General features: G+C 73.6%; 16 protein-coding genes and 1 pseudogene. 6 read left to right on the top strand and 11 right to left on the bottom strand.

What is annotated here, in order from left to right; translation table 11 throughout:
* Nucleotides 1-3: 3 nt before the first annotated feature.
* Complete coding sequence (locus tag ABT299_RS41045; protein ID WP_500254056.1) at nucleotides 4-696, bottom strand: SH3 domain-containing protein; 693 nt, start codon at nucleotides 694-696, stop codon at nucleotides 4-6.
* Between the two features lie 354 nt (nucleotides 697-1,050).
* Nucleotides 1,051-1,530: a hypothetical protein gene (locus ABT299_RS41040; protein WP_387028711.1), complete on the bottom strand. Its 480-nt coding sequence runs from the start codon at nucleotides 1,528-1,530 to the stop codon at nucleotides 1,051-1,053.
* A 311-nt stretch (nucleotides 1,531-1,841) separates the two neighbouring features.
* On the opposite strand from ABT299_RS41040, the gene ABT299_RS41035 reads away from it, so the two are divergent.
* Nucleotides 1,842-2,609 (top strand): creatininase family protein, encoded by a 768-nt coding sequence (locus tag ABT299_RS41035; protein ID WP_500254055.1) that lies wholly within the window; start codon nucleotides 1,842-1,844, stop codon nucleotides 2,607-2,609.
* Here ABT299_RS41035 and ABT299_RS41030 read toward each other — a convergent pair.
* From ABT299_RS41030 to ABT299_RS40990, 9 genes and pseudogenes are all read right to left on the bottom strand, one after another.
* Nucleotides 2,601-3,284: pseudogene (locus tag ABT299_RS41030) on the bottom strand (lysylphosphatidylglycerol synthase transmembrane domain-containing protein); the annotation flags it as partial. The gene ABT299_RS41035 and the pseudogene ABT299_RS41030 sit on opposite strands and share 9 nt — an antisense overlap.
* 80 nt (nucleotides 3,285-3,364) lie before the next feature.
* A complete protein-coding gene (locus tag ABT299_RS41025; protein WP_500254054.1) occupies nucleotides 3,365-4,162 on the bottom strand; it encodes a methyltransferase domain-containing protein in 798 nt (265 codons plus the stop codon).
* Nucleotides 4,159-5,250 carry a glycosyltransferase family 4 protein gene (locus tag ABT299_RS41020; protein ID WP_387028706.1) on the bottom strand — a complete coding sequence of 364 codons (1,092 nt, stop codon included), beginning with the start codon at nucleotides 5,248-5,250 and terminating at the stop codon, nucleotides 4,159-4,161. The genes ABT299_RS41025 and ABT299_RS41020 overlap by 4 nt, the downstream gene beginning before the upstream one ends.
* Nucleotides 5,247-5,645 (bottom strand): 6-carboxytetrahydropterin synthase, encoded by a 399-nt coding sequence (locus ABT299_RS41015; protein WP_190866901.1) that lies wholly within the window; start codon nucleotides 5,643-5,645, stop codon nucleotides 5,247-5,249. The genes ABT299_RS41020 and ABT299_RS41015 overlap by 4 nt, the downstream gene beginning before the upstream one ends.
* 29 nt (nucleotides 5,646-5,674) lie before the next feature.
* Nucleotides 5,675-6,655 (bottom strand): zinc-dependent alcohol dehydrogenase, encoded by a 981-nt coding sequence (locus ABT299_RS41010; RefSeq protein ID WP_500254053.1) that lies wholly within the window; start codon nucleotides 6,653-6,655, stop codon nucleotides 5,675-5,677.
* Entirely contained in the window at nucleotides 6,612-7,388 is a 777-nt protein-coding gene (locus ABT299_RS41005) for a CDP-alcohol phosphatidyltransferase family protein (protein ID WP_500254052.1), read from the bottom strand. The genes ABT299_RS41010 and ABT299_RS41005 overlap by 44 nt, the downstream gene beginning before the upstream one ends.
* Nucleotides 7,389-7,396: 8 nt before the next feature.
* Entirely contained in the window at nucleotides 7,397-8,062 is a 666-nt protein-coding gene (gene ribA / locus ABT299_RS41000) for a GTP cyclohydrolase II (protein ID WP_190866897.1), read from the bottom strand.
* Nucleotides 8,063-8,229: 167 nt separating this feature from the next.
* Nucleotides 8,230-8,976 (bottom strand): nucleotidyltransferase domain-containing protein, encoded by a 747-nt coding sequence (locus tag ABT299_RS40995; RefSeq protein ID WP_387028697.1) that lies wholly within the window; start codon nucleotides 8,974-8,976, stop codon nucleotides 8,230-8,232.
* Nucleotides 8,973-9,662 carry a nucleotidyltransferase domain-containing protein gene (locus ABT299_RS40990; RefSeq protein ID WP_500254051.1) on the bottom strand — a complete coding sequence of 230 codons (690 nt, stop codon included), beginning with the start codon at nucleotides 9,660-9,662 and terminating at the stop codon, nucleotides 8,973-8,975. The genes ABT299_RS40995 and ABT299_RS40990 overlap by 4 nt, the downstream gene beginning before the upstream one ends.
* A gap of 199 nt (nucleotides 9,663-9,861) precedes the next feature.
* Here ABT299_RS40990 and ABT299_RS40985 point away from each other — a divergent pair, with 199 nt between their 5' ends.
* The 5 genes from ABT299_RS40985 to ABT299_RS40965 all read left to right on the top strand — a co-directional run.
* Nucleotides 9,862-11,211 (top strand): ABC transporter substrate-binding protein, encoded by a 1,350-nt coding sequence (locus ABT299_RS40985; protein ID WP_500254050.1) that lies wholly within the window; start codon nucleotides 9,862-9,864, stop codon nucleotides 11,209-11,211.
* Nucleotides 11,212-11,216: 5 nt separating this feature from the next.
* On the top strand, nucleotides 11,217-12,242 hold the full coding sequence (locus ABT299_RS40980; RefSeq protein WP_500254049.1) for a carbohydrate ABC transporter permease: 1,026 nt from the start codon (nucleotides 11,217-11,219) through the stop codon (nucleotides 12,240-12,242).
* The gene (locus ABT299_RS40975; RefSeq protein WP_500254048.1) at nucleotides 12,239-13,069 is read left to right on the top strand and encodes a carbohydrate ABC transporter permease; all 831 of its coding nucleotides are present in this window, start codon (nucleotides 12,239-12,241) and stop codon (nucleotides 13,067-13,069) included. Before ABT299_RS40980 ends, ABT299_RS40975 begins: the two co-directional genes overlap by 4 nt.
* Before the next feature lie 45 nt (nucleotides 13,070-13,114).
* Nucleotides 13,115-14,752: a glycoside hydrolase family 13 protein gene (locus ABT299_RS40970; protein WP_387028690.1), complete on the top strand. Its 1,638-nt coding sequence runs from the start codon at nucleotides 13,115-13,117 to the stop codon at nucleotides 14,750-14,752.
* A 10-nt stretch (nucleotides 14,753-14,762) separates the two neighbouring features.
* Nucleotides 14,763-14,846 (top strand): LacI family DNA-binding transcriptional regulator (locus ABT299_RS40965; RefSeq protein ID WP_500254074.1); only part of this gene is annotated, 84 nt, incomplete at its 3' end.

Raw genomic sequence — 14,846 nt, 5'->3', positions numbered from 1 at the left:
GGTTCAGGAGAGCCCCTGCGCCCGGCGGCGGAACGCCGCGATCCCGACGCCGCCGCCCAGCGCGATCACGCCGAGGCCGGCCCCGGCCAGCAGCGGGCTGGACGCGGCGGAGGTGCCGCCCGCACCGGCCTCGACGCCGCCGCGCGCCCCGCGGATCGGCTTGAGGAACGCGCCGGAGACCCACTTGCCGAGCTGGTTCGACGGCACGCTCTGGCGGAGCGTCTTCCAGCCGGCCTCGCTGCGCCTGCAGTCGGCGGTGATGTGCTGGCCGCGCCGCAGCGGAGGCGGCGACACGCTGTAGCCGGTGCCCGGGCCGGTGCGGACGTTCAGGCTGTTCGCGGTGACCTCGTAGCGGCAGCTCCTGCCGATGTGGCTGAGCAGGCGCAGGAACCGGCCGTCGACCCACTTGCCGGTCTGGTTCGACCGGAGCTGGTGCCAGCCGGCCTGGCTGCTGATGCAGTCGGCGCCGAGGTGCTTGCCGCGCCGCAGCGGAGGCGGCACCGTCTCCCACCGGGTGCCCGGGCCCGTGCGGACGTTCAGGCTGCTCGCGGTGACCTCGTACCGGCAGATCTTCGGCGCGGCGGCCAGCTGCGACGTGGCCGTCGCCGCCTCGGCGGCGCCGCCGGCCAGCAGCGTCAGGCCGCCCGCCGCACCGGCCACCGCGAGCGCCATTCCAGTGCGCGCGCTAGAGCTCATTCTTCCCCCAACAGTGATCTTGTTGATGCCGGAGGTGTCCGACATCATCATGATCAAGCTGCCCTCAGCTGATTAGGCACATGCCGTCCTGGCCGTAAACGTTGGGGATAGCGATCCGACCACTGATCGAATATCTCATCGTTCAATGACAAAGCGGCGCCCTTGATGGCCGGTCATGGACTCCATTACGGACAATAGGCCCATGCACCCAATGCACCGCGAATATTCCCCCGCTCTCGGAAATAGCCCGCGAGTCCCTCGTAATCCGACAACGCCGTCATGGACTCGCCTCCGGCACGTCGGCGGCCGGCCGATGGAACGGACGGTCCGGCCGCCGACGGAGCGCGCGTACGCTCAGGCGGCGTCCTGCGCCCGGCGGCGCCGCACCGCGATCGCGATGCCCGCGCCGAGCGCGACGGTGCCGACGCCGGCGCCGGCCAGCATCGGGTTCGTCGCGACGGAGGTGCCGCCGGCACCGGCGGACGCGCCGCCGCTGGGAGTGATCAGCTTCAGGAACTTCTTGAAGACAAAGCCGTGCCGCTGGCTCACCGGCACGCCCCCGTGCACCTCGACCCAGCCGCCGTGGCTCGCCGTGCAGTCCGCGTCGATGTGCAGGCCGAACTTCAGCGGCGGCGGGATGAGCTTGCCGGCCGGGGTCTCGTGGACGTTCAGGCCGTCCCGCGCGATGACCTCGTACCGGCAGATGTCGCCGGCGCCGACGACCGGACCGCCGTGCGGCGCGGTGGCCGCCATGGCGGCGCCGCCGCCCAGCAGGGTCAGGCCGCCCGCCGCTCCGGCCACCGCGAGCCTCATGCCGGTTCGCGCGCTTGTCATCATACTTCTCCCCGAACTAGTGATCGTGTTGTTTGCCGGAGGTGTCCGACATCGTTTCGTTGATCACACTTCCCAGGGAGAATTCGACTGATGTCGCGCTGATCGCAAACATTGGGGACAGCGTCGGACGTAGATCATGAAGTCCGGTTCGAACGATCCCCAAGCGGAGACATTCCGCCCCCGTCAGAAGCCCAGATAATGGACATGCTGATCATGTAAGACAAAGAGGAAAAGCATTGCGAGTCGCGGCGTTCAGGTCATCCGGCGCGGCGTACCGTCCGGCGCGGGGGCGGCGTGGCAGGGTGGGGCGCATGGTGCCGATGCACACGAGCACGGAGGAACGGGACGTCCGCGTGGCGCTGCTGCCCGTCGGGAGCTTCGAGCAGCACGGGCCGTTCCTGCCGCTGGCCACGGACACGGTGATCGCCTGCACCGTCGCCGAGGAGATCGCCGAACGGTATCCCGTGCGGGTGCTGCCGCCCGTGACGATCTCCTGCTCGCACGAGCACGCGGGCTGGCCGGGGACGGTCAGCATCTCGGCGGCGACCCTGTACGCGGTGGTGCGGGACGTCGCGGAGTCGCTGCGCGGGGCGGGCGTGCCGAAGCTCGTGCTGGTCAGCGGGCACGGCGGCAACTACGTGCTCGGGAACGCCGTCCAGGAGTCGGCCGGCGCCATGGCGCTGTTCCCCGGAATGGACGAATGGGAGGACGCGCGCGCGGCCGCCGGAATGGCGACGTCCGGCATCTCCGACATGCACGCCGGTGAGCTGGAGACGTCGATCCTGCTGCACGCGCACCCGGAACTGGTGCGGCCCGGGTACGAGGGCTCCGACCACCTGGCCGACGACCGGCGGCACCTGCTGACGGCCGGAATGGCGCCCTACACCGCGTCGGGCGTCATCGGGCGGCCGTCACTGGCCTCGGCCGGCAAGGGCCGGGACGCGCTGGCCAGCCTCGTCGGGGCGTTCGGGAGGTGTCTCGCGGTGCTGGACCAGCAGGGCCAGGCCGCCCGGCAGGGCGGACACGAAGGTCAGCACGCCGTAGACGACGGAGATGGTGAGGCCCTCGGCGGAGCCTAGGCCGGCGGCGCCGAACGCCAGCGCGGTCACGGCCTCGCGCGGCCCCCAGCCGCCCACGTTGATCGGTAGCCCCATGACCAGCAGCGCCAGCAGCATCAGCGGCAGCAGTTCGGTGAGGGGCGCATGGGAGCCGGCGGCGCGCGCGGCGACGACGAACAGGGCGAGATGCCCGGCGAGCGCCGCGACCGACAGCCCGGCGATGCCGGGCCAGGCCGCGAGGACGCCGCGGGCCTCCGCGAGCGCGGCGGCGACCGCCCGGTGCCGCCACCGGGCCAGCGCGAGCAGGACGCTCAGCACCAGCGCCGCCGGGATCAGCGCGGGCGTCAGCGACGCCAGCAGGGACGGCCGGGCCGGCAGGACGGCCAGGCACGCGAGCACGAGGACGATCTGCCCCGCCGCGCGCTCCAGCACGACCGCGCGGACGCCGCGCCCCACGTCCCCGGACCGGTGGCCGTGGCTGACGGCGCGGTGCACGTCGCCGAGGACCCCGGCGGGCAGCACCGCGTTGAGGAACAGCGCCCGGTAGTAGGCGACGACGGCGCCGGACAGCGGCAGCGGCAGGCCGAGGCGCCGGGCGATCAGCCGCCAGCGGGCCGCGGCGCACACGGTGCTGAGCAGGCCGACGGCCAGCGCGGCAGCGACGGACGGCCCGTCGACCGCCTTCAGCGCGGCCACGAACGCCGACGTGCTGTGCCACCACAGCAGGCCGGCGAGGATCGCCAGCGCGGCCGCGACGCGCAGCCAGGGACGGAGTTTCACGGTGTTCCCCCGGGGAGTGCGAGCAGGTCGGTGTGGTGGACCTCGGCGGTGAGGCGGCCGGCGTCGCACTCGGCGAGTCGGCGGCGCAGGTACTCGGCGGCGGGTTCGGCGAGGTCGGGGCGCTGCTCGACGGCGGCGCCGACCCAGCCGCGCAGCCATTCGGCGGTGAGGTCGGCCCGGTCCGGGCCGAGCCGCCACGGGCTGGGACGGGTCTGGACGTGCGCGCCGCGGCGGCGGAACGCGGTCGCGGCGGCGGCGGGCGCGTCGGGGCCGAGCAGCCCGTCGCGCCGCTGGTGGGCGTCGAACGCGGCGCCGATCTCGGCGTCGAGCGGGTCGTGCGGGAGGATCCGGACGCGTCCGGCGACCGTGAGGGTCAGCAGCGCGGGGCAGGACGCGGCGGCGGCGATCCCGTCGACCTCCTCGGCGGTGAGGACGTCCAGCAGCGCGGACGCGGTGACCAGCGACGCGCCGACGAGGTCGGCGGCGCGCAGCCCGGCGAGGTCGCCCTCGCGGGTCTCGAGGGTGGCGGGCGTGCCGTCGGCGGTGCGGTAGGCGTTGGCGCGGGCCTCCTCCAGCAGCGCGGGGTCGTCGTCGTACAGGACCCAGTGCTGGGGGCCGGGCAGGCGCGGGGCGAGCCAGCGCCCGAGCGCGCCGGTGCCGCAGCCGAGGTCCCAGATGACCAGCGGCCCGCCGGCCGGCAGGCGGGCGCGCAGCGGAGCGAGCAGCTCGCCGGCGCGGGCGGCGGCGTCGGCGTCCTCGCGCAGCGCCAGCCAGGTCGGGGCGAACCCGGTCACGGTGCCTCCTCGGTGAGGCCGTCCAGGACGGCGGCCATGCGGCGGGACGTGTCGTCCCAGCCGGACAGGGTGTCGCGGCGCCGCCGCGCGGCGTCCCGCAGCCGGTCGCGCAGGCCGGGGTCCAGCAGCCAGCGGCGCAGGGCCGCGGCGAGCGCGGCGGGGTCGTCCGGCGGGACGAGCAGGCCGGGGACGGTGCCGCCGGGCGCGTGCCCGAGAGTGCCGGGGATGCCGTCGACGTCGCCGGCCAGGACGGGGGTGCCGCGCGCGAGCGCCTCGGTGACGACCATGCCGTAGGTCTCCGAGCGGGTCGGCAGGACGGCGAGGTCGGCGGCGTCCTGGACGGCGGCGAGCCGGGGGCCGGTGAGGGGCCCGGCGAGGTGGACGCGGTCGCCGAGCGAGTGCCGGGCGATCAGGTCGCGCACCCGCCCGGCGTGGGCGGGGTCGCGGTCGAGGGGCCCGGCGCAGACGCAGCTCCACGGCAGGTCGGCGGCGCGGGCGAGGGCCTCCACGAGGACGTCGTGGCCCTTGCGCGGGGTGACCGACGCGACGCACACCAGCCGCGACGCCCCGTCGGTGCCGGCGGCGAGCGGCGCCGGATCGACGCCGGGCGGGACGGCGTGCACCCGGGCCGGGTCGAGGTCATGGTGCCTGATCAGGCGTTTCATCGCCCACGGGCTGGTCGCGACGACCGCGGCGGCGGAGTGCAGCACGGCGCGTTCGAGGGCGTCGAGACGGTCGTCGCCCTCGTCGACGAGGGGCATGTGGACGAGGACGGCGAGCCGCAGCCGGGACGCGTGCGGGACGACGACGTCCGGCACCCCGCACGCGACCAGGCCGTCCATCAGGACGGCGGTGCCGTCGGGCAGGGCGGCGAGGGACCGGCCGAGCCCCTCGCGGGCCGCCGCGCCGGGCCGCGGCCAGGCGCCGGGCGCGGCGATCTCCCGGACGGGCCGCCCCGCGGCGGCGAGCGCCCGGCAGAGCCGCCGGTCGTAGACGTTGCCGCCGCTCGGGGCGTCCGGGTCGTCGATGCCGCCGGGAACGACGAACGCGGCGCCGCCGGGAACGGGGAACGCGGTACCGCCGGTCACAGCTCGCGCTCGTAACTCGCCCAGGCGACGTGTGACTCCCGCAGCGTCACCGCGATCCCGGACAGCCCGCGCGCGCTCTCCCCCATCGTCCCGGCGTGAATCCGGGCGGCGAGCCGGTCGGCGACGACCTTCGCGAGGTACTCCGTCGTCGTGTTGACCCCGGCGAACTCGGGTTCGTCGTCCAGGTTGCGGTAGTTCAGCTCCCGCAGGACCTCGCCGAGCTCGCGGGTGGCGAGCCCGATGTCGACCACGATGTTGTCGGCGTCGAGTTCCGCGCGGCGGAACGTCGCGTCCACGACGAAGGTGGCGCCGTGCAGCCCCTGCGCCGGGCCGAAGACCTCGCCGCGGAAGCTGTGCGCGACCATGAAATGGTCGCGGACGGTGATGCCGAACACGTGCCCTCCCTGTTGCGTTCCTGTGCGTGCTAGGCCGCCGGGTAGTCGATCCGGTGGCAGAGCGCGGGCGGCTCCCCGCGCGCCAAGCGGGCCATGGCCTGGGGAAGCTCGTCGAAGGGGCTGTTCCCCGTGATCAGTGCGTCGAAAGCCGGGGCGGCCAGCAGCCGCAGCGCCAGCGCGAGCCGGTCGCCGAACGACCGGCGGGACCGCCGGGCCGGCGCGACCATGCCGACCTGGCTGGCGCGGACGGCGAGCCGGCGCGAGTGGAAGAACTCGCCGAGCGGCAGGCTCACCTTCCGGTCGCCGTACCAGCTCAGCTCGATCACCTCGCCCTCCGGCGCGAGCAGCTCCAGCGAGCGGACCAGCCCGTCCTCGGTCGCGCTGGCGTGGAACACCAGGTCGCGGCCGCCGTCGGCGTCGCCGGGCAGCGCGAACCCGACGCCGAGCGCGCGCGCCGTCTCCGCCCGCGCCGGGTCGACGTCGACGAGCTGGACGTCGCATCCGGGCAGCCCGGCGAGGACGCCCGCGACCGAGCAGCCGACCATGCCCGCGCCGACGACCGCGATCCGGTCGCCGACCAGCGGCGCCGCGTCCCACAGCGCGTTCACGGCGGTCTCCACGGTCCCGGCGAGGACGGCCCGCTCGGGCGGGACGCCGTCCGGCACCGGGACGACCGCGCCCTCCGGGACCACGTAGCGGGTCTGGTGCGGGTAGAGGCAGAACACGTGCCGCCCGGCCAGCTCCGGCGGTCCGTGCTCGACGACCCCGACGTTGAGGTACCCGTACTTGACCGGCCCGGGGAACGCGCCGTCCTGGAACGGCGCCCGCATCACCGCGTACTGGTTCTCCGGGACGCCGCCGCGGAAGACGAGCGTCTCGGTCCCCCGGCTGACGCCGGAGAACACCGTCCGGACGACGACCTCGCCGGGCCCCGGCTCCGGCAGCTCCACCGGGCGGATCTCCCCCTCACCGGGCGACCGGATCCAGAACGCGCGCGCGTCGGGCTCCATGCACTTCCCTCCCCCGCCGGGTCCTGCGATGCCGTGCGGCCAGCGCCAGCACGTCCCGTCCGAACGACCAGGCCAGCAGCGCCAGCGCCGCGGCCACGAACGCCGCCGCGTACGGGACGGCCCCGGACGCCGCGGCCGTGAGCACGACGCCCTGCACCACCGCGACCGCCTTGCGCGCGAAGCTCGGCGGCAGCGGCGCCCGCAGCCACGGCGCCGCCCACGACGCCGCGGCGAACGCGTACCGCATCGCCCCGATCGCCAGCACCCACACCCCGACCACCGTCGCGACCTGCACCGACAGGATCAGGATCAGCAGCGCGTCGGTCTCCATGTCGAAGCGCGCGCCGAGGTCGGAGGACGTCCCGGTGCGGCGCGCGACCCGTCCGTCCACCCCGTCCAGCACGAGCGCGACGGCCGCGAGCGCGACCAGCGCCCCGACCGGCCCGCCGTGGACGAGCCGCGCCGTGACGAGCGCCGCGACGCATCCGACGAGCACGAGCCGCGCCAGCGTGACGTGGTCGGCTGGGCGCAGCGCGCGCCGTCCCCGGAACGCGAACTCCAGGACGCCCCACGCGACGAGGGCGCAGGCGACGCCGGCGGCGAGCCCCGCCGGGCCCGGACGCAGCCACGCCACGGCCGCCACCTGGACGCACGCGGCGCCGGCGAGCTCCCACGCCCGCCACACCACGGGCCGGCGCCGCCCCGGCCGCGGCACGGGGCGTGACACCGTCATCGGCCTGGTCATCGGCGCGCCTCACCGGCGTCCACCGGGGCCGCCTGCGCGGGCAGCACGCCGTCCAGCTGCGGCAGGTCGTGGCCGAGGCGGTCGCGCTTGGCGGTCAGGTAGCGGAGGTTGTCGGCGCTGACCGGGACGAGGAGGGGGACCCGGGCGGCGACGTCGATGCCGTAGGACCGCAGGGCGCTGACCTTCACCGGGTTGTTCGACAGCAGCCGCACCGACCCGACGCCGAGGTACCGCAGCACCCGGGCGGCGGGCCCGTAGTCGCGGGTGTCGACCGGCAGGCCGATCGCGGTCGCGGAGTCGACGGTGTCGAGCCCCTGGTCCTGCAGCACGTGCGTGCGGACCTTCGCCACCAGCCCGATCCCCCGGCCCTCGTGGCCGCGCAGGTAGACCAGGACGCCGGCGCCCTCCCGGACGAGGGCGTCCATCGCCGCGTCCAGCTGGTCGCCGCACTCGCACCGGGTGGCGCCGAAGATGTCGCCGGTCATGCACTCGGAGTGCATCCGGACGAGGACGCGCGCGCGGCCGGCGACGTCGCCCCGGACGAGCGCCATGTGCTCGTTGCCGTCGACCGGGTCCCGGAACGCCACGGCGCGGAACGTCCCGCGCCGCGTTCTCAGGTCCGCCTCCGCGATGTCCTCGCTGTCGATGCCCTGGTCGTGCATCTGCCCCTCCTCGGCTCGTGATCACCGTGCCCCGCAGCGATCGGTACGCAGCGGCCGCGGCCCGTGGTCGCGTCCCCGGCAATGAATCTACCCGTGAATCATTCAGGCTCTGAACGAATCCGTCGGGCGGTCACACCGACTGGCACGGAGGGGAGGTACCCGAGGGTTCAGCCGATTCGCGCGCGGACCACGAGGTCGTGCAGGGCACGGCGCGCCGGCGGCTGCTCGGGGAGCGCGCTGCGGCCGCGCTCGTCCTCCAGCCGGGCCGTGAGCGCGGCGACGTCCGCCTCCAGGACCTCCCGCGACGGGGCGTCCGCCGGCAGCGCGCCGTGCTCGGCGGCGCGCTTGGCCTCGACGAGTTCCGGCAGGTAGGCGGGGCCGTATCCGGTCAGGCGGGTCAGGTCCGCCTGGAGCTCCGCCTCCCGCATCAGGTGGACGCCGGTGAGCAGCACCCGGAACGTGTAGAGCAGCGGCTTCAGCTCGCCGGTCCGCTCGAACAGCTTCCACTGCGAGCGCGCGAAACCGAGGTAGTGGTGCGCGTGGTTCGACGTGAACAGGCCGGGCGTCAGCGCGACCAGCTCCTCGTGCAGCGGCGACGTCGCGACGACCAGCGGCGACAGCACCTGCTCCAGCACGTACCCGTTGCGCCGCAGCAGCAGCGCGCAGAACTTCGCGAGGTCGTGGGTGACCACGTCGGCCTCCACGCCCGCGTGGTCCCACATGAGCGTCACGGTCTCCTCGCCGGTCTCCAGCCCGACGATCTCCTCCAGCGGCAGCAGGTGGACGCCCCGCAGGTCGACGTCGGAGTCCTGCGACGGGAAGCCGTACAGGTGGGCGCCGCTGACGGTGACGAACGCCCGCGGGTACGGGTGGTCGGCGGCCAGCGCGTCGAGCATGCCTTCGGGAAGGTTCACCAGTCGACACTCCTGCGGCGGACGGAGACGAGGAGGGTCTCCACGCGGTCGCGGTCGGGTTCGGGGGGCAGCGGGCTGCGGTCGAGGGCGCCGTCGAGGCCGGCGGTGAGCGAGGCGCGCCACCGCTCGATCTCGCCCCAGCCGGTCTCGCCGCGCCGGACGGCCAGCAGCCGGTCGCGCTGGGCGCCGACGTCCACCAGCGGCTCGCCCGTCCGGACCAGGTGCTCGCCGCTCAGCAGCAGGCGCAGCAGGTGCATGACGTGCTTCCACTTCGGCTCGCCGTGGTTGCGCAAGTCGCCTTGCAGCTTGCGGAACTGGGCGTCGGCGTAGCGGAGGAAGGTGCGGTGCGCGTGCCGGGACAGGAACGCCTCCCGGACGGCCAGCAGCTCCTCCCCGACGGGCGTGACCGTCTCGACGATCGGCGACCAGAGGCACTCCAGGACGGTCGGGTTGGCGGCCAGCGCCAGCTCGCAGAACCGTTCCAGCTCCCACGAGAACTGCTCGGGCAGCGGGCCGTCCAGATGGGTCGGCGGCTTGGTGAAACGCCAGAACAGCGGCGCGGGCGCGACGAACACGCCGCGCCGGTCGGTGTCGCTGTCCCCGGTCGCGAGGCCGTACGCGCGCGAGCCGGTGACGACCGACAGCACGGTGTGGTCGCGGACGAGCCGGAGGTCTTCGGAGGTCACGACGGAAGCCTGGCGCAGGCGCCCGCCCGGACGCCACCGGGTTTGCCGGCGCGCTGTAAGGCGTTACGGCTCCGCAACAGGCTTGCAGAAACTTTCTGCAAGCTATTTACGCGACTGCAAGCCGTTGCTAACGTCCCCGTCCAGCCACCCCAATCCCGGACCTGCGGGACGACGTCCGCGTCCCGCGAAGGAGGACCCCATGCGGCGCATCCCCCCGATCGGCGCCCCGAGTTCCACCGGCCCCCTCGTCACCGGCCCCTTCATCACCGGCACCGTCGTCTGCGCCGCCCTCGCGCTCTCGCTCTCCGCCTGCGGCGGGGACGACGGGGGCGGCTCGAAGGGCGGCGCGGGCACCGCGAGCCTCACCGGCCGCGGCCCCATCACCTTCGTCACCGGCAAGGACCGCTCCGGCTACCTGCAGAAGCAGCTGGACGGCTGGAACGCCGACCACCCGCAGGAGAAGGTCCGGGTCATCGAGCTGCCGGACGAGCCGAACGACCAGCGCCAGCAGATGATCCAGAACGCGACGACGAAGTCCGACGCGTACACGGTGCTGAACCTCGACGTGGTGTGGACCGCGGAGTTCGCCGCCAACCGCTGGCTGACACCGCTGCCCAAGGACCGGATCGACCTGGCGAAGATGCTGCCCGCGACCGTCACGACCGGGCAGTACCGCGGCAACCTGTACGCGGTGCCGTCCACCTCCGACGCCGGGATGCTGTACTACCGCAAGGACCTGCTCGCCAAGGCCGGGATCTCCGCGCCGCCGAAGACCTACGCCGAGATGTGGTCCGACTGCGACAAGGTCGAGAAGCTGCCCGAGGGCAAGGGCGTCGACTGCTTCTTCACCGAGGTCAACAAGACCGAGAGCGTCACCATCAGCGCGGTCGAGGCGATCGGCAGCGCCGGCGGGTCCATCGTCGGCGCGGACGGCAGGCCGACGCTGAACACGCCGCAGGCCAAGCAGGGCCTGCAGTTCCTCGTCGACGCCAAGAAGGACGGGCGGATGCCGAAGGAGGCCGTCACGCTCGACACCGAGGGCGGCCGCCGCTACTTCCAGTCCGGCAAGCTGCTGTTCCAGCGGCAGTGGCCCTACCAGTACGCGCTCGCGAACTCCGGCGACGGGTCGTCGAAGGTGGCGGGCGAGTTCGCGGTGGCGCAGCTGCCCGGCCCGAACGGGCCGGGCGTCGCCAACCTCGGCGGCCACAACCTCGCGATCTCCGCGTTCGCCAAGAACAAGGCGACCGCGCTCGACTTCATCCGGTACCTGACCGGTGAGCAGTCGCAGCGCGCGAACCTCCTCGCCACCTCGCAGGCGCCGACGCTCGCCTCGCTCTACGACGACCCCGAGATGGTGAAGAAGTTCCCGTACCTGCCGGTGCTGAAGCAGGCCATCAGCAACGCCAAGCCGCGCCCCGTCGCGGTGAAGTACGGCGACGTCACCGCCGCGATCCAGGGCGACGTGTACGACGCCGTGACCGGTAGGAAGACCGTCGACCAGGCGCTGACCGACCTGCAGGGCAAGCTCGGTCCGCTGACCGCGCAGTGACCGGCATGACCACCACGTACGACGGCACGCCGCCCGCCGCGGACACCGCCGCGGCGGGCGGGTCACGCCCCCGCAAGCGCGACGTGCAGGGCACGAGGCGGCTCGCGGCGCTGCTGCTGTCCCCGACGCTGCTCGTGCTCGCGCTGGTCATCGGCTACCCGGTGCTCGCCGGGTTCCGCGAGTCGCTGTACACGCGCGGCGAGGGCCTCGACGCCAACGGGTTCGTCGTTCAGGGCGAGCGCTTCGTGGGCCTGGACAACTACACCGCGATCTTCCACGGCGACCGCGGCGACGCGTTCTGGAACGCCTTCGGCAACACGACGTTCTTCACCGTCACGACGGTCGTGCTGGAGACGGTGATCGGCGTCGCGATGGCGCTGATCATGCAGCAGGCGTTCCGCGGCCGGGCGTTCGTGCGGGCCGGCATCCTCGTCCCGTGGGCGATCCCGACCGCGATCTCCGGCCTGCTGTGGCGGTGGATCTTCCAGGCGGACGGCGCCGCGAACGCGGTGCTGCGGCACCAGGTCCTGTGGACCGCCGACGGGTTCCAGGCGAAGATCGCCGTCGTCGTCGCCGAGGTCTGGAAGACCTCCCCGTTCATCGGGCTGCTCGTGCTCGCCGGCCTGCAGATGATCCCCCGGGACGTCTACGAGGCGGCCCGGGTGGACGGCGCCGGGCCCGTCCAGCGGTTCTGGCGGATCACGCTGCCGCTGGTCAAGCCCGCGCTGCTGGTCGCGGTGCTGTTCCGGATGCTGGACGTGCTGCGGATGTTCGACCTGCCCGCCGTGCTGATCGGGGTGAACCAGCGGTCGGTGGAGACGCTGACGATGATCGCCTGGTTCGAGGCGTCCAACCTGCGGTACGGGTCCGCGGCGGCGTACGCGACGATCCTGTTCCTGTACATCGCGCTGATCGCGTACCTGTTCGTCAAGCTGCTCGGCGCCGACATCATCGGCGAGGCGCGGCAGCAGGCGAAGCGGCCGCGCAGGAACCGCCCGGTCAGGGGGAAGCGAAGGAAGGTGACCGCATGACCGGGTCGCTGCCGAAGCGGGTACTGTCCTACCTCGGGCTCGCCGTCGTGGCCATGTACTGCCTCGCGCCGTTCTACTGGATGGCCGTGTCGGCGTTCCGGCGCCCGCAGGACCAGTTCGACAACTCCATCGTCCCCACGCGCTGGTCGTGGGAGAACTTCCACGCGGTGTTCTCCGGCGACAACGGCTTCGGCCGCGCGCTGCTGAACAGCCTCGTCGTCGCCGGCTGCACCACCGCGCTGACCCTGCTCATCGGCACGTTCACCGCGTACGCCCTCGCCCGGCTGGACTTCCGGTTCAAGAACGCGGTGCTGGGACTGATCGTCGCGACCACGATGTTCCCGGGAATCTCGCAGCTGGTGCCCTTGCTGAAGCTGTTCACGGACATCAAGTGGATCAACACGTACCAGGCGATGATCCTGCCCAGCCTGGGGTTCGCGCTGCCGCTGTCGGTCTGGCTGCTCACCGCGTTCTTCCGCCAGCTCCCGTACGAGCTGGAGCAGGCCGCGATGGTGGACGGCTGCACCCGCGGCCAGGCGTTCCGCAAGATCATCGTGCCGCTGGCGGCGCCCGGGGTGTTCACCACGGCGATCCTGACGTTCATCGCCGCGTGGAACGAGTTCCTGATCGCGCTGTCCATGGTCAACAAGAAGGAGATGCAGACCGCCACCGTGGCGATATCCAAGTTCACCGGCGTCTCGGGCTTCGACCAGCCGTTCGGCACCCAGATGGCGGCGGGGGTCATCGTGACCGTCCCGCTCATCGCCGTCGTGCTGGTCTTCCAGCGCCGGATCGTCGCCGGCCTCACCGCCGGCGGCGTCAAGTGACGGCCCGCACGTGACCCCGACACGCTCCCTACCCGAAGGACCTTCATGACGCAGGACACCCTCGCCGTCCCCGCCCCGGGCTCCCCCGCCGGGGACGCCGCCCGCTGGTGGCGCGACGCCGTCATCTACCAGGTGTACGTGCGCAGCTTCGCCGACTCGGACGGGGACGGCGTCGGCGACCTGCCGGGCGTCCGGTCCCGGCTGCCGTACCTGGCCTCCCTCGGCGTGGACGCGCTGTGGCTGACCCCGTTCTACGTCTCGCCGATGGCCGACTTCGGCTACGACGTCGCCGACTACCGCGACGTCGATCCGCTGTTCGGCACGCTCGCCGACGCCCGCGCCCTGATCGAGGACGCGCACGCGGCGGGCCTGCGGATCATCGTCGACGTGGTGCCGAACCACACCTCCGACCGGCACGCCTGGTTCCGGGCGGCGCTCGCCGCCGCGCCCGGCTCGCCGGAGCGCGCCCGCTACGTCTTCCGCGACGGCCGCGGCCCGGACGGCGCCGAGCCGCCCAACGACTGGGAGTCGGTGTTCGGCGGCCCCGCGTGGACGCGGGTGCCGGACGGGCAGTGGTACCTGCACCTGTTCGCCGCCGAGCAGCCCGACCTGGACTGGGAGAACCCCGAGGTCCGCGCCGAGTTCGCGGACATCCTGCGGTTCTGGCTCGACCTCGGCGTGGACGGGTTCCGGATCGACGTCGCGCACGGCATGGCGAAGGCGCCCGGCCTGCCCGACGTCGGGCACCCGAACCAGGTCGAGATGCTCGGTACCGACGTCCTGCCGTACTTCGACCAGGACGCCGTCCACGACATCCACCGCGAGTGGCGCCGCGTCCTGGACGGCTACGGCGGGCGGCGGATCGCGGTCGCGGAGGCGTGGGCGCCGACCCCGGAGCGGCTCGCGCTCTACACCCGCCCGGACGAGCTGCACCAGGCGTTCAACTTCCACTACCTGACGGCGCCGTGGAACGCGGCCGGGATGCGGGAGGTGGTCGACGAGTCGCTGCGCACCGCCGGGGCCGTCGGCGCGCCCGCGACCTGGGTGCTGTCGAACCACGACGTGAAGCGGCACGTGACCCGCTACGGCGGCGGCGACACGGGCCTGCGGCGGGCCCGCGCGGCGGCCCTGCTGACGCTCGCCCTGCCCGGCTCCGCGTACGTCTACCAGGGTGAGGAGCTGGGCCTTCCCGAGGTGCTCGACCTGCCGGAGGAGTTCCAGCAGGATCCGCAGCGGCTGCGCGGCGAGGGCCAGGGCCGGGACGGCTGCCGCGTCCCCCTGCCGTGGGAGGGCGAGGAGCCGCCGTTCGGCTTCGGCGCGGGCGCCTCGTCCTGGCTGCCGATCCCGACGTCGTGGCGCGACCTGACCGTGGCGGCGCAGAGCGAGGACCCCGGCTCGATGCTCGCGCTGTACCGGACGGCGCTGCGCCTGCGGCACGAGCATCCCGCGCTCGGCGACGGCCCGCTCCGCTGGCTGGACGGCCCCGAGGGCACGCTGTCGTTCGTCCGCGAGGACCCCGCGACCGGGCGCGCGTGCGCCTGCGTCGTGAACATGGGCGACCGTCCGGTCCGCGTCCCGGCCGGGGGCGTTCCGCTGCTCGCGAGCGGACCGGTCCATATCGAGGGCGACACGGTCGTGCTCCCGCCGGACACCGCGCTGTGGCAAAGCCGTGAAGAGGGATAATTTGAGACCTATGACGACACGCCTGGCGGACATCGCCGCGCACGCCGGGGTGAGCGAGGCGACCGTGAGCCGGGTCCTGAACGGCAAGCCGGGC

Origin of the sequence: Spirillospora sp. NPDC000708, from assembly GCF_040299565.1 — a bacterium.
Taxonomy (GTDB): domain Bacteria; phylum Actinomycetota; class Actinomycetes; order Streptosporangiales; family Streptosporangiaceae; genus Spirillospora.
The sequence above is the reverse complement of the archived record's forward strand: the minus strand, read 5'-3'. Positions and strand labels throughout refer to the sequence as shown.